Source organism: Bacteroides faecis MAJ27, assembly GCF_900106755.1.
Lineage (GTDB): Bacteria > Bacteroidota > Bacteroidia > Bacteroidales > Bacteroidaceae > Bacteroides > Bacteroides faecis.
In genome coordinates this window covers 209,463-236,087 of the sequence record NZ_FNNN01000005.1, presented here as the reverse complement: position 1 = coordinate 236,087, position 26,625 = coordinate 209,463, and the positions used below count along the sequence as shown (strand labels likewise).

At 42.7% G+C, this 26,625-nt stretch carries 27 protein-coding genes and 2 pseudogenes; 3 read left to right on the top strand and 26 right to left on the bottom strand.

Going from position 1 to position 26,625, the window contains the following annotated elements; genetic code table 11:
- Positions 1–15: 15 nt before the first annotated feature.
- The 26 genes and pseudogenes from BLW31_RS06625 to BLW31_RS06495 all read right to left on the bottom strand — a co-directional run bounded on the left by BLW31_RS06625 (position 16) and on the right by BLW31_RS06495 (position 24,643).
- On the bottom strand, positions 16–1,083 hold the full coding sequence (locus BLW31_RS06625) for an aspartate aminotransferase family protein (RefSeq protein ID WP_010538348.1): 1,068 nt from the start codon (positions 1,081–1,083) through the stop codon (positions 16–18).
- Positions 1,084–1,088: 5 nt separating this feature from the next.
- Entirely contained in the window at positions 1,089–1,682 is a 594-nt protein-coding gene (locus tag BLW31_RS06620; protein WP_010538349.1) for a sugar transferase, read from the bottom strand.
- Between the two features lie 65 nt (positions 1,683–1,747).
- A pseudogene (locus BLW31_RS06615) lies at positions 1,748–2,777 on the bottom strand (aminotransferase class I/II-fold pyridoxal phosphate-dependent enzyme).
- 78 nt (positions 2,778–2,855) lie between these two features.
- Positions 2,856–3,497: a CatB-related O-acetyltransferase gene (locus tag BLW31_RS25010; protein WP_010538350.1), complete on the bottom strand. Its 642-nt coding sequence runs from the start codon at positions 3,495–3,497 to the stop codon at positions 2,856–2,858.
- Positions 3,497–4,327 carry a DUF115 domain-containing protein gene (locus BLW31_RS06605; protein WP_010538351.1) on the bottom strand — a complete coding sequence of 277 codons (831 nt, stop codon included), beginning with the start codon at positions 4,325–4,327 and terminating at the stop codon, positions 3,497–3,499. The genes BLW31_RS25010 and BLW31_RS06605 overlap by 1 nt, the downstream gene beginning before the upstream one ends.
- A gap of 4 nt (positions 4,328–4,331) precedes the next feature.
- Entirely contained in the window at positions 4,332–5,510 is a 1,179-nt protein-coding gene (locus tag BLW31_RS06600) for a glycosyltransferase family 4 protein (RefSeq protein ID WP_010538352.1), read from the bottom strand.
- 8 nt (positions 5,511–5,518) lie between these two features.
- The gene (locus tag BLW31_RS06595; protein ID WP_010538353.1) at positions 5,519–6,328 is read right to left on the bottom strand and encodes a DUF2334 domain-containing protein; all 810 of its coding nucleotides are present in this window, start codon (positions 6,326–6,328) and stop codon (positions 5,519–5,521) included.
- A 1-nt stretch (position 6,329) separates the two neighbouring features.
- Positions 6,330–7,853, bottom strand: coding sequence for a murein biosynthesis integral membrane protein MurJ (gene murJ / locus BLW31_RS06590; RefSeq protein ID WP_010538354.1), 1,524 nt, complete (start codon positions 7,851–7,853; stop codon positions 6,330–6,332).
- Positions 7,850–9,034 carry a Coenzyme F420 hydrogenase/dehydrogenase, beta subunit C-terminal domain gene (locus BLW31_RS06585; RefSeq protein WP_010538355.1) on the bottom strand — a complete coding sequence of 395 codons (1,185 nt, stop codon included), beginning with the start codon at positions 9,032–9,034 and terminating at the stop codon, positions 7,850–7,852. The genes murJ and BLW31_RS06585 overlap by 4 nt, the downstream gene beginning before the upstream one ends.
- Positions 9,018–10,136 carry a polysaccharide pyruvyl transferase family protein gene (locus BLW31_RS06580; RefSeq protein ID WP_010538356.1) on the bottom strand — a complete coding sequence of 373 codons (1,119 nt, stop codon included), beginning with the start codon at positions 10,134–10,136 and terminating at the stop codon, positions 9,018–9,020. Before BLW31_RS06580 ends, BLW31_RS06585 begins: the two co-directional genes overlap by 17 nt.
- Positions 10,126–11,334 (bottom strand): hypothetical protein, encoded by a 1,209-nt coding sequence (locus BLW31_RS06575; protein WP_010538357.1) that lies wholly within the window; start codon positions 11,332–11,334, stop codon positions 10,126–10,128. Before BLW31_RS06575 ends, BLW31_RS06580 begins: the two co-directional genes overlap by 11 nt.
- Entirely contained in the window at positions 11,334–11,867 is a 534-nt protein-coding gene (locus BLW31_RS06570) for an acyltransferase (protein ID WP_010538358.1), read from the bottom strand. Before BLW31_RS06570 ends, BLW31_RS06575 begins: the two co-directional genes overlap by 1 nt.
- Before the next feature lie 6 nt (positions 11,868–11,873).
- Entirely contained in the window at positions 11,874–12,914 is a 1,041-nt protein-coding gene (locus tag BLW31_RS06565) for a nucleotidyltransferase family protein (protein ID WP_010538359.1), read from the bottom strand.
- 5 nt (positions 12,915–12,919) lie between these two features.
- On the bottom strand, positions 12,920–13,627 hold the full coding sequence (locus BLW31_RS06560) for an acylneuraminate cytidylyltransferase family protein (RefSeq protein ID WP_010538360.1): 708 nt from the start codon (positions 13,625–13,627) through the stop codon (positions 12,920–12,922).
- 21 nt (positions 13,628–13,648) lie between these two features.
- Positions 13,649–14,746 carry a UDP-N-acetylglucosamine 2-epimerase gene (gene neuC / locus BLW31_RS06555; RefSeq protein WP_032837077.1) on the bottom strand — a complete coding sequence of 366 codons (1,098 nt, stop codon included), beginning with the start codon at positions 14,744–14,746 and terminating at the stop codon, positions 13,649–13,651.
- 1 nt (position 14,747) lies between these two features.
- Positions 14,748–15,758 (bottom strand): N-acetylneuraminate synthase family protein, encoded by a 1,011-nt coding sequence (locus BLW31_RS06550; RefSeq protein ID WP_010538362.1) that lies wholly within the window; start codon positions 15,756–15,758, stop codon positions 14,748–14,750.
- Positions 15,758–16,402, bottom strand: coding sequence for a PglD-related sugar-binding protein (locus tag BLW31_RS06545; RefSeq protein ID WP_157998592.1), 645 nt, complete (start codon positions 16,400–16,402; stop codon positions 15,758–15,760). The genes BLW31_RS06550 and BLW31_RS06545 overlap by 1 nt, the downstream gene beginning before the upstream one ends.
- A 15-nt stretch (positions 16,403–16,417) precedes the next feature.
- A pseudogene (gene mce, locus BLW31_RS06540) lies at positions 16,418–16,827 on the bottom strand (methylmalonyl-CoA epimerase).
- Positions 16,828–16,851: 24 nt separating this feature from the next.
- A complete protein-coding gene (locus BLW31_RS06535) occupies positions 16,852–18,066 on the bottom strand; it encodes a LegC family aminotransferase (RefSeq protein ID WP_010538365.1) in 1,215 nt (404 codons plus the stop codon).
- A 56-nt stretch (positions 18,067–18,122) separates the two neighbouring features.
- Positions 18,123–19,331 (bottom strand): UDP-N-acetylglucosamine 4,6-dehydratase, encoded by a 1,209-nt coding sequence (locus tag BLW31_RS06530; RefSeq protein ID WP_010538366.1) that lies wholly within the window; start codon positions 19,329–19,331, stop codon positions 18,123–18,125.
- 587 nt (positions 19,332–19,918) lie between these two features.
- Complete coding sequence (locus BLW31_RS06520) at positions 19,919–20,194, bottom strand: hypothetical protein (protein ID WP_141565422.1); 276 nt, start codon at positions 20,192–20,194, stop codon at positions 19,919–19,921.
- Between the two features lie 81 nt (positions 20,195–20,275).
- Positions 20,276–20,404, bottom strand: coding sequence for a UDP-glucose 6-dehydrogenase (locus BLW31_RS06515; protein ID WP_010538369.1), 129 nt, complete (start codon positions 20,402–20,404; stop codon positions 20,276–20,278).
- Between the two features lie 23 nt (positions 20,405–20,427).
- Entirely contained in the window at positions 20,428–22,353 is a 1,926-nt protein-coding gene (locus tag BLW31_RS06510) for a polysaccharide biosynthesis protein (RefSeq protein ID WP_010538370.1), read from the bottom strand.
- Between the two features lie 52 nt (positions 22,354–22,405).
- Positions 22,406–22,759, bottom strand: coding sequence for a UpxZ family transcription anti-terminator antagonist (locus tag BLW31_RS06505; RefSeq protein WP_008765101.1), 354 nt, complete (start codon positions 22,757–22,759; stop codon positions 22,406–22,408).
- A gap of 7 nt (positions 22,760–22,766) precedes the next feature.
- Positions 22,767–23,345 (bottom strand): UpxY family transcription antiterminator, encoded by a 579-nt coding sequence (locus BLW31_RS06500; RefSeq protein WP_010538371.1) that lies wholly within the window; start codon positions 23,343–23,345, stop codon positions 22,767–22,769.
- Between the two features lie 350 nt (positions 23,346–23,695).
- Positions 23,696–24,643: a tyrosine-type DNA invertase cluster 3b gene (locus BLW31_RS06495; RefSeq protein WP_032837109.1), complete on the bottom strand. Its 948-nt coding sequence runs from the start codon at positions 24,641–24,643 to the stop codon at positions 23,696–23,698.
- A gap of 96 nt (positions 24,644–24,739) precedes the next feature.
- Between BLW31_RS06495 and BLW31_RS06490 the strand changes: the two genes are divergently transcribed.
- The 3 genes from BLW31_RS06490 to BLW31_RS06480 all read left to right on the top strand — a co-directional run bounded on the left by BLW31_RS06490 (position 24,740) and on the right by BLW31_RS06480 (position 26,536).
- Positions 24,740–25,141, top strand: coding sequence for a DUF4119 family protein (locus BLW31_RS06490; RefSeq protein ID WP_010538373.1), 402 nt, complete (start codon positions 24,740–24,742; stop codon positions 25,139–25,141).
- A gap of 228 nt (positions 25,142–25,369) precedes the next feature.
- Complete coding sequence (locus tag BLW31_RS06485) at positions 25,370–25,735, top strand: SH3 beta-barrel fold-containing protein (protein ID WP_010538374.1); 366 nt, start codon at positions 25,370–25,372, stop codon at positions 25,733–25,735.
- Between the two features lie 24 nt (positions 25,736–25,759).
- A complete protein-coding gene (locus BLW31_RS06480) occupies positions 25,760–26,536 on the top strand; it encodes a DUF4373 domain-containing protein (RefSeq protein ID WP_010538375.1) in 777 nt (258 codons plus the stop codon).
- Positions 26,537–26,625 lie beyond the last annotated feature (89 nt).

The following is a 26,625-nucleotide window of genomic DNA, read 5'->3' as shown; positions in this document are numbered from 1 at the left end:
TTATATTATTTAGTCCTAAACATTGAGCACATTACAGATGATGCCTGCCATATCCTCAATGTCATCCCATGAATATCGTTGGTCAATAGGTACACTAAGCATTCGAGCATCCATCATCTTCGACACGCTACACACCTGCTGAGCCTCCTCGCAAATAGGCCATAACAACTGCGTATAGATACCTCTTTTAGCCAAGGTACTTTGCACCTCATCGCGATTATCTATAAGGATAGGCAATGAGAATGGAGCCCCCTCCATGCATCGTTCCAATCCCGGAACCATCTCCACCTTGCCATTCAGCAATGACCACAAGTGGCGCATATTCTTCCTACGGGCATAGGCAATCTCCTCACCATTCACTTGAGCCAACTGCTTTCTTGCACGATCTGAGATAGGGCGAACAGACGTAAACTCGTTGATAATCCCTTCACACTCGCGTATTGTACTGAGGAATTCACCTTTCTTCTCTTGATTTTTACTGTAGGTATAGCGTGCCTTATCCGTCTGAGCTACAAAGCGCTTGTCAGCAAAATCCTTTTGTTCCTTTTGTATGTACTGGGTAGGTAGCGGCTCTTTGCTTAATATCACAGCCCCATCACACACACCTATCGATTTTCGTATGCTCGACACGTATATATTAACCTTTGGATTGTGTATCAACTTGAGCGAAAAGGTACAATGACTGAAGTCCTCAATGACCTTTATGTCTTCATCGCAATCCTTAATCATACGTACAGCATCGTCTGTCGAAGCACTACCATAGAAGTTCATTGTCAGTATTGCCTGTGGCTTCTCCTTTTCTAACAGTTGTATCAGATAGTCAATATCGACAGTCAGATCTTCCTTCAGGCGGTAATAAATCACCTTCCAGCCCGCCTTCTCAAAAGGCGCACTCATTGACCAACAGCAGTAGGCAGGAAAGAGTATCGTTTTGTCTTTTTCTGGAGAAGCAGCTATTGCTGCCAACAGCAAAGCTTCACGGCCACTTCTCATAAACAACACCTCACGACCATATTCCTCCATCGACTCAAAATAACCATCTGGAAGCACAATGGCAGGATGCTCACTTCCGTATTCTCGCATAGTGATTATTCTCTTGTTACATTAACATTCTCGCGGCACAACACTGTCTTGATGGTTTTCAAAATTATCTTCACATCAAGGGCGAAACTGATGTTCTTTGCGTAATACACGTCATTGTCAATCTTCTCCTGTGCATCGGCACTATTACGATAGTATGCCTGATTATAGCCAGTGATTCCGGGACGCACATTCAGGAAGACCTTCTCTTCCTCTTTATACTTGTCCAGCCAATCTAGCGGATCAGGACGAGGACCAATCAGACTCATGTCACCCTTCAGTACGTTTAAAATCTGAGGTATCTCATCCAAACTCGTCTTACGGATAAAACGGCCAAGCTTTGTTACACGTGAATCATCATCACCATTGTAAGTCGAACCGTCCTTCAGACGAATATCTGGTGCATTCACCTTCATTGAGCGGAACTTATGCATAGGGAACGACTTGCCATACTGTCCCAGACGCTTTCCAGAATAGAACATCGGGCCTCTATCCATAAAGAAATAGAAAGGAGCTAATACAATGTAAATTACACAAAAGAAAGGAAGCGCACACAACGCAACCAGAAAGTCTATGACTCTCTTAAAGAAATGTACGTACATATCAATTATTTGTTATTCAATATATCATATTCATCTAAAACTTTTTGCAATATCATAAATGTCCTCTATAAATCTTCTTTACAAAGCACATACGCTAGTCTCACTTGATCTTTTCCCAAATCAGGCGAAGTATAGAATCCAGCAGCAGAAGCCTGCATAATCGTCTCACCAACCACTGGCAGCTTTGCCACCTTGTAGAACGCGCCCATAGGCACCGGGGGTATAGCAACTGAGGGCACGATTCACACTATCAATCATACATTTCCTACGTTTCACATACTCGTCGTACACCTCGCGCGAATACTGCTCCGTTCCTTCGAGATGGAAGTCTCTGCCACTAGCTAACCCAACAACGGAGGACTCAGTCGCGCCTGACAGAACTTCATGACGGTCTTACTCACCTGTTCGTTCTTCGTGATGAGAGCACCAATACGAATGCCGCACTCTGAGTAACACTTCGACACCGAATCAATCAGCACCACATGCTGCTCGATACCCTCCAATTGCATTGCCGAAATGTAAGGCGATCCAGTATAGATGAACTCGCGATACACCTCATCTGAGAATAGATATAGGTTATACCTCTTTACGAAGTCGCGAATCCAGTTCATCTCCTTCTGCGTATAAAGGTAGTCTGTAGGATTGTTTGGATTGCAAATCAGAATCGCCTTTGTGCGCTCGTTGATCAGTTTCTCAAACTTATCTACATGAGGCAAGCAGAATCCTTCCTCAATGGTAGTTACCACCGTACGAATCCGCACCCGCCGAAATAGCAAAGCTCATGTAGTTCGCATATGCAGGCTCTGGAACTATAATCTCACTCGCATTCAACTTTATTTGGTAGCGCTCGTAGTAGTTTACCAGCGCCTCACGAAGCGACCTATAACCTTGCGAAGGCGAGTACTCTAGGGTGATAAGATCCACATTCTTAAGCACATCCATCACCTTCTGCGGAGTAGGCAGATCCGGCTGACCGATATTCAGTCGGTAAATCTTCACGCCCTCATCCTCAGCCGCATACGCCAAAGGAGCTAACTTACGGATTGGCGATTGTGGCATTCGATACCCTCGTTGTGATATTTGCAATTCACTCATAATTTGATTTCATTCTTTTTTCCGTCCGTTGGAATTGCACCATGAACTTACACTTCACTTGTTCGGGCAGGTTTCATATTAGCAACAAAACTCTTCTAGATCCTCAATCCTTATATTTTCTTTTTGGAATAATGCGATGTACGACTTAAGTTTCTCCTCTGGCATATCCCACCATTGGATTTCCTCTAGTTTTGAAATAACGTCTTCAGGGAAACGATAGCGAATGACTTTTGCAGGAACACCACCTACAATGGCGTATGGAGGAACATCCTTAGTGACTACGGCACATGCTCCTACGACTGCACCATTTCCGATAGTTACACCTCCCATAACAACCACTCTGCTGCCAATCCACACATCGTGTCCTATACGCACAGGTTTGAAGGGCTTTGCTACAGTTTTGGAAGTCCAACTCTTGCCAACTGCATTATAGTATTCTGTGAAAATTGGAGAGGAAGATATTTGACTAAGAGTATGTATTCCAGGACCAAGAATTACATCATCAGCAATAGAACAAAATTTTCCAATTTCAGTACAAATCACTTGCGTTCCACTCGCCACATACGAGTAGTCATCAATTTGTGACTGATAAATCTGTGTCTTGCCATATACCTTTGCTTTTGGACTAACCTCTGAAACATCATCAATACGCGATAGAAATGACACACCTGGATTCAAGAGATTTCTCAGTCCACCTTTAATGTATTTTAAAGCTCCCATTACTTATCAACACCAGTTTTATATAAAGTTTCATCAACATTCATAGGATACGCATCAATTAGCGATCCTTTGGTAGAATTGATGATCTCAACGCCCAATGTTCTAGCATATTCTGCCAACTGCACATGGACAAATGCATCGAAACAATAGCAGAAGAGCTCATAGCCAAGAGATATTCTTCGTACAGCCTTGTTTTCCTTACCGCCATCATAGCAATGAACCTCATGAGGGAAGGCAAAAGAATTGAAATCACATCCCAGAAGGACTATCTTCTTATATCCTGCACCTATGGCAAATGCAATAGCAGCACAAACGACATTACCAAAAGCCGGCATGACCTTAGTAAGCTCAAACTTCTTAGGATCGATGTAGTAGCCATTGTACATGGCAAGGAAAGTCTTCTTACAGTCCAAGTTGACCAAATCGGGATTGATGCTCAGAAAGGAGGTGCTCCAGACAAAAGTGGTATCTTTCTTATACATTTCAACAGCCTTGTTGAAAGCCTCAATATGCTTTGGTTTCATGAATCCGGCATCAGCCATCAGATAGTAGGTTGGTCTCAATTTTGTCTTCTCAGCCATCTTGAAAAAATGGTTCACGACCAAGGTATCGGTATCTTTGTCTATCAACCTATCCAAATCCACATCTGCCAGCGAAGGACCAAGTCCACAGATGTAGATGGTGTCGTGCTTACGGGTCGCAATAATCTCCTCGTTTGTCTTTAATAATTTCTTGGTCTTACTCAATGAAGAAAGGCGGAGTAGATATTTTACTTTACCCCCCGCGTTGATAAACAGCAAATTGAGACGATATAAACTTCTAAAATCCATTGTTTCATTTTTTAATTAGTGATGCAAATTGTGCTTCATATTCTTTAGCGATATTGTCCCAAGTATAGGAGATGATAGACTCTGAAACTGTTTTTCTGTCCCATTTACTTTCCTGTAGTGAAGGCAATACTACCTCAATAGCTTTTGAGCTACTGTCTGCTATGCGAATGGAATTACTCTCGTTAAGGATATAACCCTCCTGAGCCAAGGGCAAGTACTGAGGAATGATAACCGGCACGCCACATGCGATAGCTTCGAGATAGACTAGACCAAAGCCTTCTGATGAGCTTGGCAGAATCATATAGTCACATTCAGCAAGTATTTTACGAATTTCAGTCGGTTTCTTCACACCCAGCCACTCAAAGTCCAATCCTTTTGCTTTCTCTTCGATCATCGCCTTATTCTCCTCAGAGATGTGGCCTATACACAGATAGCGATAATCGCAATTGCTGTTGCGCAATGCCTCAATTACCCGCTCTTGTCCCTTCAGTTTCGAGAAAGAAGCGATGGTACAAAGGGTTGTCTTCTTATGCTCTTTTGGTTTGACATAACCAAACACACTATTATCGTAAGCGTTCAGGATTACATTGACCGGTGGAACGATGGTACCGTACGCCTCCTTCAGGATCTTGGGAATCGTAGTGGATATGGTACACAAAGAATCAATTCCTGACGATAAACAAAGGGCATTCTCTAACTTAGCATACACCTCACGATTAGGAAGATTATTGTCTGCACCCACATTGCCATGAAGCGTAACCACCACCTTTACATTTGAAGGAACGATAGGAAGGTAATACATAGCAACCACACCATGCAGATGCACTATCTTTGGGTGAATTTTTCGGATGGCATAATCAAGAAGCAGGCTCTTGAAAAACACCCCGGGAACTGAAACCAATAGTGAATACTGGCCCTTGCAACTGAGCGTATTGACGAGTATCTTTGCAACCGTACAAGGATGTTTCAGTGCATGTTTCATCAGCATCCCTTTCGTCCATCCCAAGATGGTGAGCGCACCCTTGTGAAGCTCCGGCACAAAGACATCCGTAGCTACCATTGTCATCTCCACGCCATCCTGCTTTGCCACATGATAAGCCAACTGATAGATGACATTAGCGAGACCGCTACTCTGCCGACCTCCTACAGCGGACGGGATATGTCCGAAAGATAGTATTTTCATCCTGTAAATTATTTATACTTATTAAAACAATCACTCATGCGAGTAGGTACTGCACCATGAGCAAGAGCATAGTTAATAAAATCAAAGAAACCCTTATAGTACTCCTCGTTATCACGCATGTGCCAATAATGCACATTGATAGCCAGTGGCATATCATGCTTGTCGCAATAATGGAACAGCTTCTTCAAGAAATCGTAGGATGTACGATTGGTGGCATTCACTTCCAAGTGTGTACCATAATTCATCACTCCAGGATAAGGGAAACCAAGGAAGAGTCTGATGCTCCAGCGCTTAATATAATTCACAAGACTCTTCAATGAGAACTCCCTATTGAACGATGACGCGATAATACCAGAGTAGTTCATGCCGTTAGAATAAACCGCTTTAACACCCTCTTTCAAAATCTGATTACTTGGAGCCACAAAGCAGTTGATAGGATAATCAAACGTCTCTTCCAAATACTTCTTGCATCGACCAAGATTCTCACAAAGATCAGGCTCATTGTTTCGCCAAATCATTTCCGGAATCTTCTTGCCATCCTTATCAAACTTATATCCATGATATACTCCATGCAAAGTGATGTCGCACTTACCCTCTTCCAGTTTCTGCTTGAGGTAGGTTACCAACTCTTTGTTCTCGCCTACAGAACGAGGAATGGTATTGTTCATTGTATCAGGACATCCACCATACACATCCGTCACTTCAGGAACAACTGCAAAGGTGACAGGAAAATCTGAAATGGAACGATATACATGCTCTAAATCTTCAGGACGAGTGAAGAAGTTACAATCATCGTCTCTTATTATCAGTTTTACCATATTATTTTTTCTTTTTCTTAATCATATCTGTAAACATTATGAATATAGGAACTCGCATGATAACTATACACGTCAGGTAGCAAACCATGCAGCACAAACATCCTATGCAGAACCGCAGGATAACAGAACTATCTTCCATGAAGTATTTACATACTACCATTGCAACAGCAGTTACGACAGAAGCTACAACAATACCCTTAAAGTTCTTGAAGAACCCAGTGAGATTAAATTCCTGATATTTCTTCAACAGCAAGATGAGCAACATAGTCGTAATGTAGATGGCCGAGAGTGCTGTAGCCAGAGCAAGACCATTGATTCCCATAACAAACGGTAGCGTAAGGTTCAACACAAGATTGATAAGAACACCGACAGTTGCGTTCTTGGCCGGCGTGGTACTGTCTTTCAGCGAATAGAACACATTCGTAACTGTACCCCGCAACGAAAGGAATAGCAATCCGAGCACATAGAAACCTAAGAGTTGCTGAGTCAAATCGATGGCAGAAGTATCAAAGGCTCCTCGTGCAAATGCCAATGTAACAACCTCACGCTTGAAACATAACAGGAATGCCATCGCCGGCACAAGGAAGAATGCGTATGCCGACATTGTCAGGTTGATTCGACTATTGAACTGTTTTGTATCACCTTTTGCAGCTGATTCTGCATACAGAGGATATACGATGGTTGCAATAGCCGATGTAAAGAAGGAGATGAAGATAGTATTCAGTTTCTGCGCATAACTGAGTGCAGCAATGGAGCCCACAAACAGGAATGAGGCAACCATTCGGTTGATCATGGCGTTCAGTTCTGCCACACTGATACTCCAGAACACAGGCAATGACATCTTCAATGCCTGCTTCATTTTCTCTTCTTTAGGGTTGAAATAGAAAGTGAATGAGAAGTACTTTCTGATTAATAGAGCTAAAAATCCAAACTGAACCAACGTGCCCACAATCTGACCTAAACAAGCAGCCACAATGCCGTACTGGGCTTGAAGGACAACGATTGTGATAATCAATCCGATGTTTAGCAGCAATAATCCCAATTCGGGGAAAACATATTTTTTGTTGACATTCAGGATTGCGGTATAGACCTTCACAATCAGCGAGAAAAACACTGTAGGAAGCGTTATCCTCAGGAGGGTTACTGCAAGTTCATGAACCTCAGAATCGAAACCAGGAGCAAACAAATAAATCAATCCGCTCGCGAATACCTCACCCAAAACAAAGAGCAGCAAGACAAATAGCGAGACAATAATGATGAGATTGCTGGCAAACAGATTGGTCTTTTCGCGACTCTGATTATAGAGTATATCTGAATACAACGGAACTATAACCGACTGAATAGCCACAGCTACAAACGAGAAGAGAACAACAGGAACCTGAATAGCAATGGTATAGGCATCCACTTCAGGAGATACACCAAAGTAGTATGCAACGAGCGCTTCCTTTCCAAACGAAAGGAAATAGCCAATAATCATCACGATGGTAACACCTATCGCGGATTTTGCAATATTCTCTTTATTCATTTCTTTAAGTGCAGGTAGTATAATACAGAGTTCAGCAACTTTTGCATAGGAGTGATCCTTGGATATAGCTGTTTGTACATCGCATCAAACGAATGGGAAGCATAATCCTCTTCAAACTTATGCATCCTATCTATTTCCTTCATCTTATGCTCTTCGCTGGTCTTGTCAACAAAACCCTTTATGACCTTCAAGGCTGAAGAAGATTCTATTTCCTTCTTTGTCATCTGACATTCGACAAAGAACGACTCACCTGTAGGAGTATTGGTGATGACAACCGAAGCGCCAGCCTTTACATCTAGTGACGGCTCAATGGTTTCAATTCCCCAGAAATCGCCAATGATGATGTCCGAATAGCGATTGACGGTTCTGTACTGACACCTGAGGCAAGACTCGCGAAGCATGAAGTGCTGTCCAAACCAATGGTGGAATATGTTTTGGTAAGCAGGAACATCCACCTCCTTGCCATTTGCCAATGTATAGGCTACTCGCAGCTTACCCCATCCATAACTCTTGGAGCGGAAATTATAGATGGCTATTGGAGACTTGTGGTAGTTCTCCAAGTGATGTCTGTAATCTTCCCAAACCTTGGGTGAATTGATACCATGGCAGATAATCTCGCAAAGAAGCAGATTCTCTCGCAGCCTCACAGGAACGCAATTGTTCAAAGCATCGGTCTGGCAAGGAGTACCGATAAACAGCACCTTCTCACCTTCGTCCAAGAGTACTTTAATCTTTGCATATACCCCATCCGTATTACTCTGTAGATATTTAGAGCCCCTAATCTGCTCTATAATGGATTTATCGTTTGATACGATGTGAGATAGATGCCAATCCTTATCGAAAGCAGCTCCACACACATACCACCCGTTTTTCAACGCCAGTTCAGCCATAGCACCACCAACGCCTCCCGAAGTGGCAGCATATCGTTCTGCTGCATCTTTATTCCAGGCACAGTAATACTTGGACTTTGCTTCTATACCGGAAGGATGCTTTATCCCCCATTGAAGAGGCGAGCATACACCCATGCACTTGCCGCAACGGATGCAGGTGTCCTCATCTATCGTAGGGTAATAGTGCAACCCGTTCAACTCAAACTTAATGCTCGATGTGGGGCAAGCATTGGAACAAGCTCGACAACCTGTGCAATGTGCTTTCTCCACCAGTTTAATTTGGTTCTCCATAAAGTGCGTTGTTGAGGTATTGTAAAGACTTCTCCTTAAATGGAGCGAACTTTTCGTCAGCCTTAGAATAATCTACAGTCATCTGTTCAATGGTCATGCCATCAATCAGCTCTTGCGTAAACATGCGATTGTTCAGACCGAACATCTCCTGCAGGCTCTCCATACGGGCATTGGCAAAACCCTTGGGAGCTACAAAGTAGTTCTTGCGGAAGATGATAGAGAATGCAGAGCAATGGAATGAGTTGGTACAAACGTATGAAGCATTCTTGATGAGACCGATAAACTGCTGAGGAGAGACAGCACGCAGGTTGTAATCCGAATTAAAACGATCGCGAGCGTTCAGATTCAAGTGGACAATCTTGAAGCCGGTAAGTTGCTTCACCTTGTTAACCAGATTAACAGCCAAATCATTTGTACCTAGGAAATAGCAGAAGATATAGTGTTCCTTGATGTTCATGTCCTGCGAGAGGTTGTCCCAATACTCTCTTGTCTTCAGAAATACAGGATCTACGACGTGCGTAACCGGCTTGCCTGAGAGTTTCTCAACCACTGGCACATCGCTCTTTTCACGAACAGAGATGATATCCATATGAGAAAGATACCCCTTGAATTCCTCCCACCTTGACTTTGGCCATGGGTCGGCAATGCTTGGTGCATAACCAATTCGCTTGACGTTCTTCATTGACTTTGTAAAATCGAAGAAGTATGTAGGATCGTCAAAGCACTTGACAAAGTTCCAAACTTGATCACTTCCGCAAATGTAGGCATTGGCAGTAGGGGGGTGCTTTAGGATTGATTCACGAGTATATCTTTCTTTAGTAAGAGGCAGAAGTTCTGATATAGCTTTCTGCATGACCTGATTCTTTGCCCTAAATTCTCGCTTAAATTTGATATTGAAAAAAACAAAGATATTGCGTAGAATTACTTTCGGTTCAAATCCTCGATAATACATATTCCATGAGGCGTCACTTCTCTCTGGCCAATACTGAATAATCTCACACTCTTCATGGAGATCATTCTTTATATATGAAGATAATGCGTGCGCCTGCAAAATTGCACCATAGTTTTTAGCAAACTGAAATGTAAGGATATTAATTTTCATAACTGTTACTGTATTCTAATTGTTCGTCGTGCTTCTGATTGTAGGATATGAAAACATACATTATCATAAGCTGAAAAACGTATGATGCACCCAAAATATCCGGATTGGAGAAAAGGCTGATTATTATACAAATCAAGTATGGTGATACTGCCTTATTCTGCTTAAATATTCCCCAATAGACATTCATGAAGAAGAACAATCCTATCAAACCTTGACAACACAAGCACACCCAAAAAGCGGAAACAAACACGATACCATCAGCCATTACAATAATATTTCGAGTAATGTACCCGGCTTCGTAAGCATCCTGCAAGTTGGCAAATGGTACTCCAAAAATGAGATCAAAGAAATTCATATCTTGAGCAATCAAAAGACCATTGATGGTTCTATTATTTTCTTCCAGATTAGTATTCTCTAATTTTTCTAGTCCTGATGATGTGAATGATGAATATAAGAAGAAATACACCAGACCTATGATTGCCGCCACACCAAGAACCCGATACCATATCTTCTGCTTTTGCGTCAGTAGGAAGAAAGCAAGCATGAACATTGCCATCAAGATACCTGTAGTAGAGGTGGAAACAAGCATAGAAGCAGCCACAAGGAAAGCAAAAAGCATTTGTCTCTCCCTAAGCAGGAAGAAAAGAGGCACCAACATGAAAGAAGCATATGACTGAGGTTCCCAAAAGAAAGAGGTAGGACGATCCAAATAGGCATAAAGTCGAGACTGTGATCCCATTTCAGGCATAAACGGCAACTTAATAGGCTGAATGGAATGACCAGTCTGTATCATCAGCACATGGTAAATCATACCAACTATACAAACGACAGCCACTATGTAGATAGAATTCTTGAGCTTAACAAAGTCCAAGTGTGGGACTATCAGTACTATTGAAACAAGATAAATAACATCGGCTATGCATGAATTCACAAAATAACTAGGTACCGACTGTAGCAAAAACAGCCACACTGTATTGTGCAATACAACAAAGGCTAAGTATTGGTATAACTGTCTGAACGACACGTTTGATTGCCTCATACGTCCAATCAAACAAACATCAATAATCAAAAGAAAGCCAAAAGCCAATTTAAAAGAACCATAGCCATATCCTGCAATGATAGGATATAGCGCAATTGCCATTTCTAATAACCCGACATTGAAGATACCCTCCTTATTTTTTGATAATAATCCAAACATTAGTCTAATTGTCTTATTTCCTTTGCTGGCACTCCAGCGTATAATCTATTCGTCTTACATGTTCCTTTCACCACACTTCCAGCAGCAATCACGCATCCTTTTTCGATGATACTCCCAGGAAGTATAGTACTATTGGCTCCTATCCAACAGCCATCATGAATATCAATCGGTGAGGGCTGGTTTTCACCTCCCCGTTTATCACAGCATTCCATTGAATGATTGGTAGTTATGAGTGTTACTTTATATCCGATAGAACAGTTCCTTCCGATGGTTATCATCGCATTATTGTCAATAAAACAATTGCGGTTGATGAAACTACTTTCTGCCAATTGTAGTTTGGTTGTCAGTATGGCACTATGTCCATGTAATGCTCCCTTGATCTTCGCACCCATGAAGTTGAGTATGAAGCGACGAAAGCCAACTGGAACAAGATAAGACATCAGAAATCCATTAACAAACAGATTCCACCAATACTGCCTCAATCCTTGCATATAGGAAGAGTGAATTAATTTCTTGAATATCCTATTTTCCATTGCTCATTACTTCAAATGTTTCACTAATTCCTTTGCTCTCTCATACTCCTGGTACGTGCCAATGTCTATCCATGTGCCATTGAGAGGATAGCGGATGACTTTCTTACCCTGGGCAATGAGCTTCTCTACAAGGTGAGTGGCATGGAAGAAAGTATCTTCTGGAATCTCAGCAAGAGCGCGTTTTTTGATCAAGTAGATGCCTGCATTGGCATAGTAGTTATACTTGGGTTTCTCGATAAGTCCCTTAATGTTGTGGCCATCGAGATCGAGGATACCGAGTTCGATGCTGATGTTGTAAGGAACTGCTGCTACCGACATCTCTGCATCATGTATTTGGAAATGCAAGAAGAAATCCTCATAGTCTATGTTGGTGAAGAGGTCGGAGTTCATCACAAGGATGGTATCGTTGTAGAAGATATCTACAAACTTGATGCTACCGATAGTACCCAAGAACTTTGGTTCACGGAAAGTGCGAACCTGTACGCCATCGCGAGGAGTATCGAAATGTTCCTCTATCTGTTCACCAAGGTAGTTGACAGTTACATTGACGTGCTCCACTCCATAGGAAATGAGGCGATCAACATTATGGTCAATGATGCACTTACCTCCTACTTCGAGAAGAGGCTTTGGTGTCTTCTCAGTAAGCGGACGAAGGCGCTCTCCCTTGCCACCTGCCATCAGGACGGCATCGATGGGAAGTTTCGACTTAAACTTCTGGAGATTGACCACATCCACCACATGATTCTCGCCATCGAGAATTGGGATGAACATGATGCGACGATCGCGGAATGAGCGCAAGTTTGCTACAGTAAACTCCTTTTGACAGATGAACTTGTAGTCACGATGCATCACCTTGTCGAGCGTACAGTCAAGACCATAACCGTTGACCAAAGCGCGACGGATATCGCCATCGGTGAGCGTTCCAATGATTTGTGCGTTGTCGTTTAATACGAAGAGGGTAAGTGTTGCATTCCTCAGATTGTTGAGAGCAATAAGAGCATCCTTGATGGTAAGGCTGCAGTTTATGCAATGGGATTCAAAAGTCATATTCCTTAGAGTTGTTTTGTAAGTTGTAGATAGTAAAGTTTGGCTTCTGCCTCAATGAAATCCTCCTCGGTATCAATATCAGTGGAAAGGAGGTCGGGCATGACATACTTCTTGCGTTTAAAAGCACCCATACCTTTTTCGAGTAGCGATGTAACCTTCATGGCATAAATGGAGCCATTGAACTCAAAGTATTCACCCTTGAAGTCCTGACAACGACCATAGTTCTTCTTGAGTGTAGGTGTAAGGAAACCATTCTCATTCTCATGGCACATAACGGATGCTGCATGAGACTTGCGGACAGACACTACCATATCGCACGTATCATCAATCAAGGAGAGGGCATTGGTGATGTCCTCCTTACGACGAAGAGGTGAGGTGACCTGAAGAAGCACCAGATACTTGTAGTCCTTACCCAGTTGCTTGTAATAATTGACAGCATGAACCAATACATCGTTGGTAGTAGCTGTATCGGATGCCAGTTCATCGGGACGCTTAAAAGGGACATGATAGCCACAATCACTCACTACAGAGATGATGTCATCGCTATCGGTAGATATGCAGATGTTACCATCATCAGTCAGCTGACGAGCAATATCCAGACTATAACAAATAAGTGGTTTGCCTGCAAGAGGTTTGATGTTCTTCTTAGGTAAACGCTTACTACCCCCTCTTGCTGGTATGACAAACAGTACCTCATTTATATTGATTTCCATACACCAATACTTCGGAATAATTTAGAATTTGATGGATTTGAGGACGCGAATAATCTCGGCAATGCTTTGGCCTCGCCCATAGATGTATTCTTGCTCGGGAACCGATAGCTTGCCATCAATAATATCACAGATAGTAGATTGCAGAAGTTCGATGTCGGATTCTGTATTGATAACCGACTTGGGAGCATTGCGTCCACTCTGGCGCTGGCCTACATTGACGGTGAACTTGTCGAAATAAGGCACCTCAATCACGCCACTGCTAGAGTTACCGATAACGAAGAGACAATTGTCGATGGCAGCATGATAGTTCTTTACTCCCAAATTAGGAATGACAATGACATTCTCGTTACTGCTCCATCGGTTGATAACATCGAGGATAACCTCTGAACCATCGTCATTGTTTGGATAAGTGATCAATACGCGCTTGTCCTTCTCGATGATCGTGCGGATAGAAAGTTCCATAGCAGCGGGAATATCGAACGAGCCTACGGTCTGAGAGTGGTAAGTCATCAAAGCAAACGAGTCCCTTTCGAGACGAGGATCGAGGTCAGTCAAGTCGCGTGGGGTCTTGAGGTAGTTGACGATATTATCCACAGCCGATGAGCCTACGAGATGAATGGTGTCGTTCTCTATGATAGGCATCTGCTGAAGTCGCTCATACGCATACTTATTGGTAACGAAGTGAACAGATGAGAAATTGGAAATGTTGTAGCGGTAGATATTGTCAACAGCCCCCTTAGTAATCTGACCTCCGGCAAAGTGTGCTACAGGTATGCGCAAGAAATGAGCAGCCAAAGCACCTGCGTATGCCTCTAGACGGTCGCCAATGAGATAGAGAATGTCAGGACGATTAGATATGAGACCTGCAGAGATAACATCAATGAGTGCTACGAAATCATCTTTCTTATCTCGCTGCTCCTCGGTATAGCAAGGCATCTCTACGATGAGCCCAAAGTTATCAGCTTTCAGTTCGTTGATGGTTAGACCATACTTCTGCTGAAAGTGCATACCTGTGGCATAGATAACCAAAGTAAAGAAAGAGTCCTCAGAGACGCGCTGGATGAGCTGACGCATAACACCATATTCAGAGCGCGCTCCTGTTAAAAATCCTATTTTCATCTTAGTCAATGAATTCCTTGCGAATAACACGATCTGCCTCAATATCTACCAATAGGCGATGACCGATAACCTGATCCTGCTCGATAGGCAAGAATCCGATACCGGGACGCTTGAAGCATAAATCCTCCTTGGTAATGATGTCACCAGTCTTCATCGGGTGCTTGGTGATAAGGCTCTTGCGCGCCACACGGCTGATCTCACGCTGGCTCTCGCTGAACTGACGTTCGAAGCTGCCCAAAGCCATCTCAACGTGACGAACAGCCGATATCAGAGAGGTGAGCTCAGGGATGTCGATAGATGCCTTGTGATCGGGTCCATTGGCATTCTTATCAAGGGTGACGTGCTTCTCAATCATAGTAGCACCCATGGCTGCAGCTGCAATAGCACACTCGTTGCCTACGGTATGATCTGAGAAACCGACCTTGCAACCGAACTTCTCCCCAAGAGTGAGCATATTGCGAAGGTTGACTTCCTCGTACTCGGCAGGATAGTTGGAGATGCAATGCAGGACGGTAATGTCCTTCTGCGAGTGACGATTGAGCAATGCAAGTGCCTTCTCAACCTCCTCGTATGTAGCCATACCAGTAGAGAGAATGATAGGCTTATTCCGCTCACTGATGTAGTCAATCATATCGAGAGAGAAAATTTCACCCGATGCAATCTTGTAATAAGGCATATCGAAATGCTCATCGAGATAAAGCAGACTTTCGAGGTCGAATGCCGAACATACATAATCCACTCCACACTCTTTACACTTCTCGAATAGAGGGATGTGTGCCTCACGCTTGAGCTGGTAACTCAGGGACATTTCGCGAGCACCCTTTGCTTTGTCATTCTTCTTCTGATAAGAAGCCTTGAAAGAATCATCACTATAGAGCAGATAGGGGTCAGTCATCTGAAACTTAACGCAATCGACACCGGCTTCTGCCATTTTTTCAATCATAGTAAGTGCAGTTTCTACACTACCATTGTGGTTAGGACCTACCTCACCAATCAAATACACCTTATCCATTATTTCTTTTCTACTAATTTAGCAGGACTACCGAAATAAGTGCGCCCTGCCTCTGTACAATTTCTGTTTACAAGACTCTTTGCGCCAATGAGCACGTTGTTAGTAATTTGTACGCCATTGAGGACGGTACTGCTATTGCCGATGAGTGTACCTTTGCCGATGTAGCAGTCACGTCCGATGCTGGAACCGGCTACGATGTGTACGTACTCGTCAACTACAGTATCGTGACAAACGAGCACACGATCACCAATCATAGCATGTGCCTTTACCACAGCACCTGCCTGAATGATGGCACCATTGCGTAGAATAACACCTTCCTCAACGATAGCACCTCTCTGAACCACAGAGTACTTGCCATTGATAACAGGAAGGATGAAACCGTAAGACTTAACTTTGTTAGTGATCTTCTCTTTGATAGTGCAGTCGTTGAGGTGATTGCCTGCTCCTACTACGGCATATTTTACACCTTCTGCAAAGAGCTTAGACAGCACTTCCTCGTCCTTGCCGAGATACTTGTAGCCAAGGATGTCGCCATTGTCTTCAAGGTCAGTATAACCTACGATCTCGTACTTCTCTTCGTCTTCTATGTAATTGATGGTGCACTTTGCAAATGGACCACCACCTACTAAAACAAGCTTTTCCATATTCATTATAAGAATTTATGATTCACACAATTCAGTTAATACACCACCAGAACTTTTTGGATGTAAGAAAGCAATCTGCAGGCCTTCGGCACCCCCTTACGGGGACTTTTATCGATTAGACAAATGCCAAATTCTTCGCATTGTTACAAAGCCTTGGCCACTCCTTTTTCAATGGCGTATGCGATATGAAGTGCCCCCCGGGCCCTTGGTGTCCAAGAACTTTGCTATCGTGCAGTCTTCGGATATGTGGGTTCGAGCTGTTCTATCTTCACATCGCCAACCTTCAGAAATGCGGTACGCACCTACTGGTCGACTACCTCTTCAAGATTGTAGCACTTGAAGCCCAAAACACCTTCGTAGAAAGCCAGCGACTCCTCGATGCTCCTTACGGCAATACCAATATGCTCAATCTTGTCAATTTTCATAGTGGTGGGATGTACTATGTTGGTTTAGAGATCTTCAAGACGTACGCTAGAAGGGATATTTACTACACGATCAGCGAAGTAGATGGTATTCTTGAGACCATCGTTCTGGCAGTTCTCGAACATAGGTAAACGGTTCATGAGCTCCCAGATAGGACGGGTCATGACACCATTGTCGTTGGTCTGCTGTAGGAAGTCGAGCTGAAACTCCTTATCCTTGAGCACCACGGCTGATAGCCAGTAGTTAGAGAAGGTATTCTCAGGTTCTGCGAAGAAGTCGATGCCATCTACGTTCTTAAAGTGCTCGATGTATTCAGTAGCTACCTTGCGCTTGCTAGCTACATATTTGTCGAGGTTCTCCAACTGAGCGCAACCAAGGGCTGCATTGATGTTAGGCATACGGTAGTTGAAACCGATGTGGTCGTGACGGAACTCCCAACGATGAGGAATCTTGGCCTGAGTGGTGATGTGTTTTGCGTAGCCCCCGAGCTCTTCGTCCATGAAAAGCATCATACCGCCCCCACCGGTGGTGATGGTCTTGTTGCCGTTGAAAGAAATTGCTCCAATACGTCCAAAGGTACCGGTGTGCTGCCCCTTGTAGGTTGAGCCTATAGACTCAGCAGCATCCTCAACGAGTTCGATGTGCCACTCCTTACAAAGAGCTGCAATCTCCTCGATACGAACAACATGACCGAAGGTGTGCATAGGTACGCAAGCCTTGATGCGACAACCGGTGTACTTGTTGTAGCAAGCGAGCTCGTCCTCACGGAAAGCGAAGTCCTGTGACTCTGGGAGTTCTGCGATGCGAGTGTTCTTACGAATCTCTGCATTTGCCTGCAACCACTCCTTCATAGCATCAGGCGAAAGGCCCATAGTGCTCTTATCAACATCAAGGAACACAGGATGTGCACCAATGTATGAAAGGGCGTTACAGGTGGCGATGAAGGTGAGAGCCTGAGTGAGCACCTCATCGTTCTTCTTCACACCTGCGAGCAGGAGCGACATGTGGAGGGCGTTGGTTCCACTCACGCACACTACGGCACGCTTTGCGCCTGTATATTTAGCCATATCTTCCTCAAAGCGATCGACGAACTTACCTACCGACGAAACGAAGGTGGTGTCAATGCACTCGTTGAGATATGCTTTTTCATTGCCTGCGAATACAGGAACAGCAAGAGGAGTGAACTCCTTGTTGCCATAAACGGACTTGATAAAGTCTATAGTGGATTTAAAATCTGCCATGGTCTTGTTTCTTTAAAGCACAAATTATCGTAAAATACCCACGAATTATCCGTGAATTACATTTTCTGATCAAGATTCTTTCCCTTCTCCTCATGCTCGAAGTTAGGGATAAACTTTTTAATGGATTCTACAACGTCTGTCTTGGTGAAGTCTTCGTTCTGGAAAATGCCCTCGAGTTCGCCAAAGAAAGCGTTCACCTCATTCATTGGTCGACGGGTACTTTCGCAAACTACACCGAGACTCATGAAGCGTTCCATATCAACCTTCTCACCAAGTACATAGAACTCCTCGTATGCCTTTTCACCGGTAGTATCGCTCTTGAAGTAAACAACAGGATAAGTGTCAGATTCATACGACATCTGAGCTGCATACTGCTTAGCCTCAAGATCATTCTTGCACTCTACCTTGGTGAAGCCTTCTGCCTTCACAAAGTCATCGCAGATAGCTGAAAAAGTGAGCATCTGGTCTTCGCCCAACTTTGGAAAGAATACCTCGCCACTATTACCGAGGATACAAGCGAGCATACAAATCTGACCTGACTCCTCAGGACTGACAAAGTAGCGTTTTACATCTGAAGGTGCTGCCAAAGGTTGCTTCTTCTGGAAGCGATGGATCCAACCGTCAGGAAGTGAGCCGTTGGAGAAAGCAACATTGGCAAAGCGTGCGGTAGTGACCTTGAAGTGGAAGTTATATGCCATCACGAGGTCTTCCATGATGCGCTTGCTAGCGCCCATTATGTTCACAGGATTTGCAGCCTTATCGGTGGAAACACAGAAGAAATGCTTAGGCGGATATACACAAAGAAGATCCATCAGTTTCTTAGCCTTGATGTCGTTATTTTCAATGAGTGCCTGAACAGAGTACTTGTCTTTCTCTGAACGTACATGCTTGTGAGCAGAGAAGTTGGCAACGATATCGAAGCCTTTTTCCTCACGGAAAATGCGCTCGAAAATAGGATCTGCAAAGTTGAGGGTGTAACAACGAAACTCATCGGGTACGTAAAGACCTTCGGTTGAACGTACGTCACGAACGAGTTCAGCCAAACCATTCTCATTGAGATCAATAACAACAACTGAAGCGGGTTCGAAACGGAGAACTGCCTTGATAAAACTAGAACCGATTGAACCGGCACCTCCAATTACGCACACTTTCTTATCTTTTATCTCAGCGATAAGAGTCTCCTTGTTTGCCTCAATATCTGTAGCAAACATGCTGACTGGACGATAAGTCACTGAATCAGCGATGAATTTCTGTAAATTGAACATATAATTAATGTGTTATTATTGTCTGCGAAATGTATATCAAATGCTTCGTGATGCTCGTTGATGAACTATTGTGCATCCTTGACAACAATCGCGAGATAACCACCACTTCCTGCTCCAGGAATCTTCCAAGCAAGAACATTCTCCAACGAGCTATATGTATCGACAGTTTGTTGGATATAGCTATTATCAAGTTTTGGATGACCAACATAAGTAGAAGTTACCATACCAGGGGAACATAGCTATCTGTGCATTGAAACTAGCCATATAAGATGTTGCGAACTTATCAAGATCATGAGCGATAATAGTATCCCAACAATCACTTGCTGCTTTTGCAAGAGCTTTTACCCTATCTGGTGTAATGTCTTTTCCTTCGACAACGGAGCAACCCGTTTTGCGAGACTCCATAGGTCTCATAACTAAATGCTCTTCAAGGAAACGCAGAGCCATCTCATCATTAGTGTATTCTATCTTTTGAGACCAAAAGTTCTTGTCGTAATAATGACAATAAAAACCTGGGATGCAGATTCCAATAGAGTCCTGTGCCCAGAAATATCACGTTCAGAATTGTTCTCAAAGCAGAACACGAGTCATGCGAGCATCTTTAGGTCCATCTTTGGCAACTTCACCGGCCATATCTTTTGGATCATCTTGCGTGTAGAGGTAGAGAGTCCACAGCGGTCACGAACCTCAAAAGTTGGTTCAAAGAATGTAGTTAGCGCCCATCCTGAGTGATACTGACTAATATATGGTTGGTCTATCCATGTACCTGCAAGATCCAAACGAGTAGGAATATCCTGTTGACTAATCCTAACGTAGCCACGATTAGTCAATGATACTACAAACTGTGGATGCCCCTTGCGCAAATCTAATGCTGTTATTGTCATAGTCGTATTGAGAAGAATATGGAATTCAGAATGATCTGATGAGTGGTCACCCTTCTATTTTTATTCATACGTGTGGAACCAGGGCACATCGACTGCCGTCACCCAGTGATGCTGCGCCAAAAGCGTTGCTATACTAAGACCAACATATCCGGTACCTGCAACAGCAATCTTCAAATCTTTTGTATCCATTGTTAATTTATTTAGTGTTATAATTATCTATCCAAGACTTCAAACCTCGGTGAGTTCTTTGATTTAAACTCTGGTACCACTCTCTTCATTAGTTTCACTGTGTCCATGATCTTTACCGTACGGGATAAATTCTCGAACTCTCCATAAGTATCAAGGATATCAGTATATTCATAATGACGTACCTTCGCTATCATTATCTTCTTATTCTCAGTAGGGATTGTGTTCTCTTTATCACTCAGGACTTCTTCATAAAGCTTCTCACCCGGACGCAATCCCGTAAACTCTATCTCAATATCTTCACCAGGACGATAACCGGCCAATTCGATCATACGAGTGGCCAAATCTACAATTTTCACAGCCTTTCCCATCTCAAAGACAAAAATCTCATTGCCTTCACCCATAGTGGCAGCTTCCATTACTAGACGACAAGCTTCGGGAATAGTCATAAAGAAACGAATGATATCAGGGTGAGTCACTGTGACAGGACCACCATTCTCAATCTGTTCCTTAAAACGGGGAATTACAGAACCATTACTACCCAAGACGTTACCAAAGCGGGTAGTGATAAATTTGGTATGACCTTTCACTTTGCCCTCACGGATAGCACAGCCTAGACTCTGTACATAGATCTCTGCCAGACGTTTCGAACACCCCATTACATTGGTCGGATTCACCGCCTTATCGGTAGAAACCATGATCATCTTCTCGGCTCCGTATTCAACTGCCATATCAGCAACCTGACGAGAACCAACAACATTAACCAATACAGCTTCACAGGGATTCTCTTCCATTAATGGAACATGCTTATAAGCAGCGGCATGAAAGATTATCTGAGGCTGATAAGTTTCGAAGACCATACGGAGACGTTCTTTCACGCGGACATCTCCAATGACAGGAACAAAATCAAGACCGGGATAATTCTTCTCAAATTCTAAGCGGACATTATGCAAAGGTGACTCGGCAGAATCAAACATGATCAGCTTCTTGATGTTCATTTGAGCCAGCTGCCGACAAAGTTCGCTGCCAATACTACCGGCAGCTCCGGTCACCAACACAACCTTGCCACAAAACTCAGTCATCACCTCCTCCATATTGATATGAATTTCTGAGCGACCCAGCAAGTCTTCAATTTTGATAGGGCGTACCCATTGGTGGAAACTTCCGTTTTCATCAGCCTCACTGATACTCGGAGCAATCAACGTTTTCAATCCACTCCTTTTACAATATTGAAGCAGACGGTCTTCCTCTTCACGGGTATTTTCATAACGGGCAAACAGGATACCGCCGATACATTTCTTATGAATAAGCTTGTTAAAGCACTCTTCATCTTTAAATGAATAAACGGGAAGATCAGCCACACGCCGGATGGAATCGCCTGTTCCGTAGATACAGAAGCCTACCACTTTATAGTGGGAGCTGTTCATTAGCCGGACTTTCAATGCCACACTCTTATCATCAATACCATAGATCAGAATATGCATATTCTTCTTATTCAGCAGATTCAACAGGAGCTCATATACCAGAATCAACTGAATACGGAAGCCTACCATGGCAATAAAAGTCAGCATACCATCAAACAGTACAAAGACTATTTTCTGACTATTATGCAGTCCCGTCTGAGGCAGGAAAAGCCAGATAGCCATTGCGATACAGACAGCTTTTATCAATGCACTTCCGGCAAGTCTCCATAATTCCTTCAACTGGGAAAAACGGATCGTATTACGGTAGGTATGGAATAAAAAGGAACCTAAGACACTGGAGATCACCGAAATCGCTAAAATATGGAAGAGAGAAGTGATTTCTTTAGAAGTCTCCGTTATATAATGAATGCCGATAAATGACACCCAGGTACAAATCAAAGCTATGAACGTATCAATTCCTAATACAATCCAATAACTAAAATAATTTTTCTGCAAATATTGAACAAAACGGTCAAATGCGTGTTTCATAATTTAAATACCCCAATAAATTATAAAGTCTTTTTCCAAAAAAGTAGATTTACTATGACAATAGTTTATCGTAGATTGTGTGTAACTGAATTTTCAATGGTGAAGGCAATTGGTTTTTCAGAATCATTTGCGAACGCCTCAGAACAGTTTTCTTCTTTGCCTCATCCTCTGAATTGGCATACATAGACACACTATATCCCATCAGAAGAGACAGACACAAAGCAGCTTCCTGCTCAGCAGTCTTACCGTGACAAGGATACAGATCATTGATCTGTTCATGGATTTCGTTGTTCAGTCGTGCAAGATCATCAACATACACACCCGCCATATAATTACTTTTATGGAGCAGAGCATGAACAGTATTTTGAAGTTTATCGATTTTTTCTTGTAAACAGGAAGTCGTCATTACCCACTTAGTTTTTTTCACCTATAGGCTCAACATAGCCAATCGGCATGTCTACACAGGCGCAACCAAGCATGTTCAGTCGAACAGCAATCTTACTTTTACCATCTACATTGACAAGCTCACCCACAAGCCCCTGCAGAGGTCCTTTAATTACTTGAACTTTCTCACCACGTGCCAAAGGAGAGCTATTCATACAGATTGTTTCATCCGAATAATCAAGCATGAAGCGGAAACGGGCCATCTGGTCGTCAGGAATAACAGCAGGACTGCTCTCACCGCGCATCACCATATAGCGGCTCACTGTTGTAAAATTCAGGACTTCCATACGTTCCCTCGGATCAGCGTGCACAAACACCATCATTGGAAGCAGTACGGATTCAACTAATTTACGGCGGTCACTCCATTGATGTATTTCTTTCTGAACAGGCACAAAATTTTCAATCCCAACCTTGTTCAAATACTCCGAAACCTTCTTTTCATGATGCATACGAACTAATGCAACATACCAGCGTTTTGAGTGTGCTACGCCTTCCCCTGTCCCATGAATAGGCCCAGCATTAATTGATTTTTCTTTTGTTAAAATCATCTTTTATTACCCCATATTTTTCCGTTACTTCTTAGGTAACGGAAAAGTATACTTCAATACAGTTCGGGAGAAAAAAGTCGGAAAACATCGGCAAATGGAGGTGTGAGAGTATCTCAGCTTTAGAGAAAGCTGAGATTCTTAGGAAAATTGGGCATATAAGTTCCTAAGCATGAAAATAAGCCTTTTTCATGTTTAGATACATTTTTTTCTAATTTCAGGGTTAAATCGAAAAAAAGTAGGTTTTTATTTGTTTAATACATGTATTTTTGTCTATCTTTGCGTCAAATTTTAATCCGTTACCTAAGAAGTAACGCACAAGTATAACCTATGATTATCAGCACTTTGACTATTTACAAGCGTCCCAAAGGACAAGTCTTTACGTAATGTAAATTCATCCGATTCACCTCCGTACGCTCTTTCAACTCAAAACCTTTCAGATAAATTTGCGTCGTCTTTATAGACTTATGCCCTAAAGATTCGCTGATCATTTCAATTGGAACTCCACGATATTTTGCAGTAGTTGCCCAAGAATGGCGGATCGTGTAAGAAGTTACCGGTGAAGCCAACCGCAAAGCTCTTGCCAAACTCTTCAAATGATTATTAAACCGACGTAGTGCAGATTGATACTCACGATAAGCACGTTCATCCTTACGTTTCTTATTGCCGGAGAGAATACCGAAAAGGTAGTCAGGACAACCCGGACGCGACGGCTGGGAATTACGGAGCTGATTCATAACCTCCTTAGCGGTATCCAAAACTTCCACACTCATCGGAGTTCTGGTTTTGATGCGATTATATCGCAGTACATTACAGTCCAAGGCTGACTTCTCCAAATGGGCCAGATCGGCAAAAGACATTCCACAGAATTGAAACATCAGAGCAGCAATAGACTGTGTACGCCGCAAAGACTCCGACTTGGGATCTTCGTAAAGAAGCCGGCGGAGTTCACTCATCGGAAGAGCTTTCTTTTGGCGGATATCCACTCCCGTATATACATCACGAAACAAACCATGAATATAGGGCGCACTACCCGACTCTACTCCACGATTATAGATGCTGCGAAGCATACGCATATAAGTAGACACCGTATTCGGCTTCAAGCCAGAATCATAAAGATGCTCTCCGTAACGACGCAGCCGGTCACGAGTGACTTGCCTGAAAGATACGCTGGTATTACCACAAAACTTATTGAAAGAGAAAAGAGCATTTTGATAGACATGTGCCGTAGAAAAACGACCTTCTTTTCGTAAAAGGCCAATGTATAGTTCCCCACATCGGCTAAATCCATTTTTATTCATTTGCATCACTAGTTATTTTATATACAATTATAGGGCGAAAATTTGGAATTACCATCTCAACGCCTTTATTTCTTAATTTTATTTAATTTAAGCGTTATGACAACAACTAAGAAAAGCCTGAAAAATGCGGTGGGCACGCAACAAAAGAAAAACATTGAAACTGATTATCAGGATGATGACGAAATCATCGACATCAATGAAGTGAGAAGAAGAAAAGGAATTACAGGTGAGAAAAAATTCTTTTTTATAGCCTGCCTTCGCTCTTTTTACGAAGATGAGGAGTTTCGTTTCTCTGTAAAATCTTTAACAGGTCTGGCCAGTTACATTGCCGGCTGGAGAATATTTTACGTAAATACGCATCACGGGTATAGATTAATGAAATACAGCAGTATACTCAGTGAAATACATGGTTTAAGCAAAAAGACAAGAGAAATCGCAAATCGCGAAAAAGAAGAGAAAAAACATTATAAGTCTAAGTATTACAGCAAAAAACAGTAAGAATAATTGGAGCGAAAAAAAACAACTCATAATTTTGCCCCCGTTTTTAAAACGAAGAAAAGAACGAACTATCCGATAGAAATTATAGTGTCACTATAATGACAAGATAGTGTCACTATAGATACAGGATGGTGTAAGCATCATCATACGATAGTGTAAGCATCTCACAGATAGTCCGCCTTTTCTTCAAACATAATAACACTTAATAGTAATCAAAATTAGAATGAAATGACTAAAGAAAAACGGCTAGCAGCCACAAAAGAAACGAAAGAACAAAAAGATCGATTGACAGAAGTATGGAAAAGACGTATCGTATCAGAGAAAGGTTATTCGGAAACAATTGCAGAACGAATAGCCGAAAAAGTGAAGTCGCTGGCAGATCATATGCAATATGGACATGCTATCATTGCGTATTACAGACAGAACGGCAACTTTCAACTGGTTACAGGAACTCTCATTTCTTACAACCGAGACTTTCACCACTCTTATGACATGACACAGGTACACAGTACTTTCATTTTCTGGTGCATGGAAGAGAAAGGATGGAGAACCTTTCAGATTGAGAATTTTCTGGATTGGAAACCTATTGTATAAACTTAAAACAAACCATTAGACGACATGAGTACAACGTATCTTAGCGTAGACTATTTCCCGCTTACCGTAAACTTTTTCGACAGAGATGCAATTGAACTGGCTGAAGCCAAATATGGTATCAGAGTGGACGGAGCCGTATGCAAACTTCTATGCAAAATATTCAAAGAAGGATATTATATTCCATGGGGTGAGGAACAATCTTTGATCTTTGCCCGTAAACTGGGAGGAGAACTCAGTGGAAAAGAGATGGACGGAATTATTCAGATTTTGCTTGACAAAGGATTCTTTGACAAAGAAAGCTATGAAAAGTTTCAGATATTGACTTCTGTCAAAATCCAGCGCATCTGGATAGATGCCACCTGCCGCAGAAAAAGAAAATTAGAGGATTTGCCTTACTTGCTGATCAATGACACCAGAAAACAAGAAAAGGAAAGTAATGCAGACAATGTGTCGGCACAAAGTGAATTGAAACCGGAAAATGAAAACATTTCACCCGAAATTGCAGACATTTCCGGACAAAGTAAAGGAGAGCAGAGTAAAGCAGGGGAAGAAGAAGACAATACGGCTCCGCCTTCGATTGAAATCCCCGGTTATGCTTATAACAAAAGCACACACAACGTGAAAGGACTTTTGGACAGCCTGGCACAGCATGGAGTGACAAACAAGAAGGAAGTTACAGCTATTCTCAAACTGTCGGATTACGGAAAGAAGGGAACACAGATATGGATCACATTGTCTACCACCAAATGGGGGAAGATTGATAATCCGGGAAGGTATATCATTTCGACGTTGAGGACATAGGGATAAAAATCAGGCACGGATTACGCAGATTAACACGGTTTTCAGTTACTTAATTCTTAAAACCGTGAAATCCGCGTAATCCGTGCCTG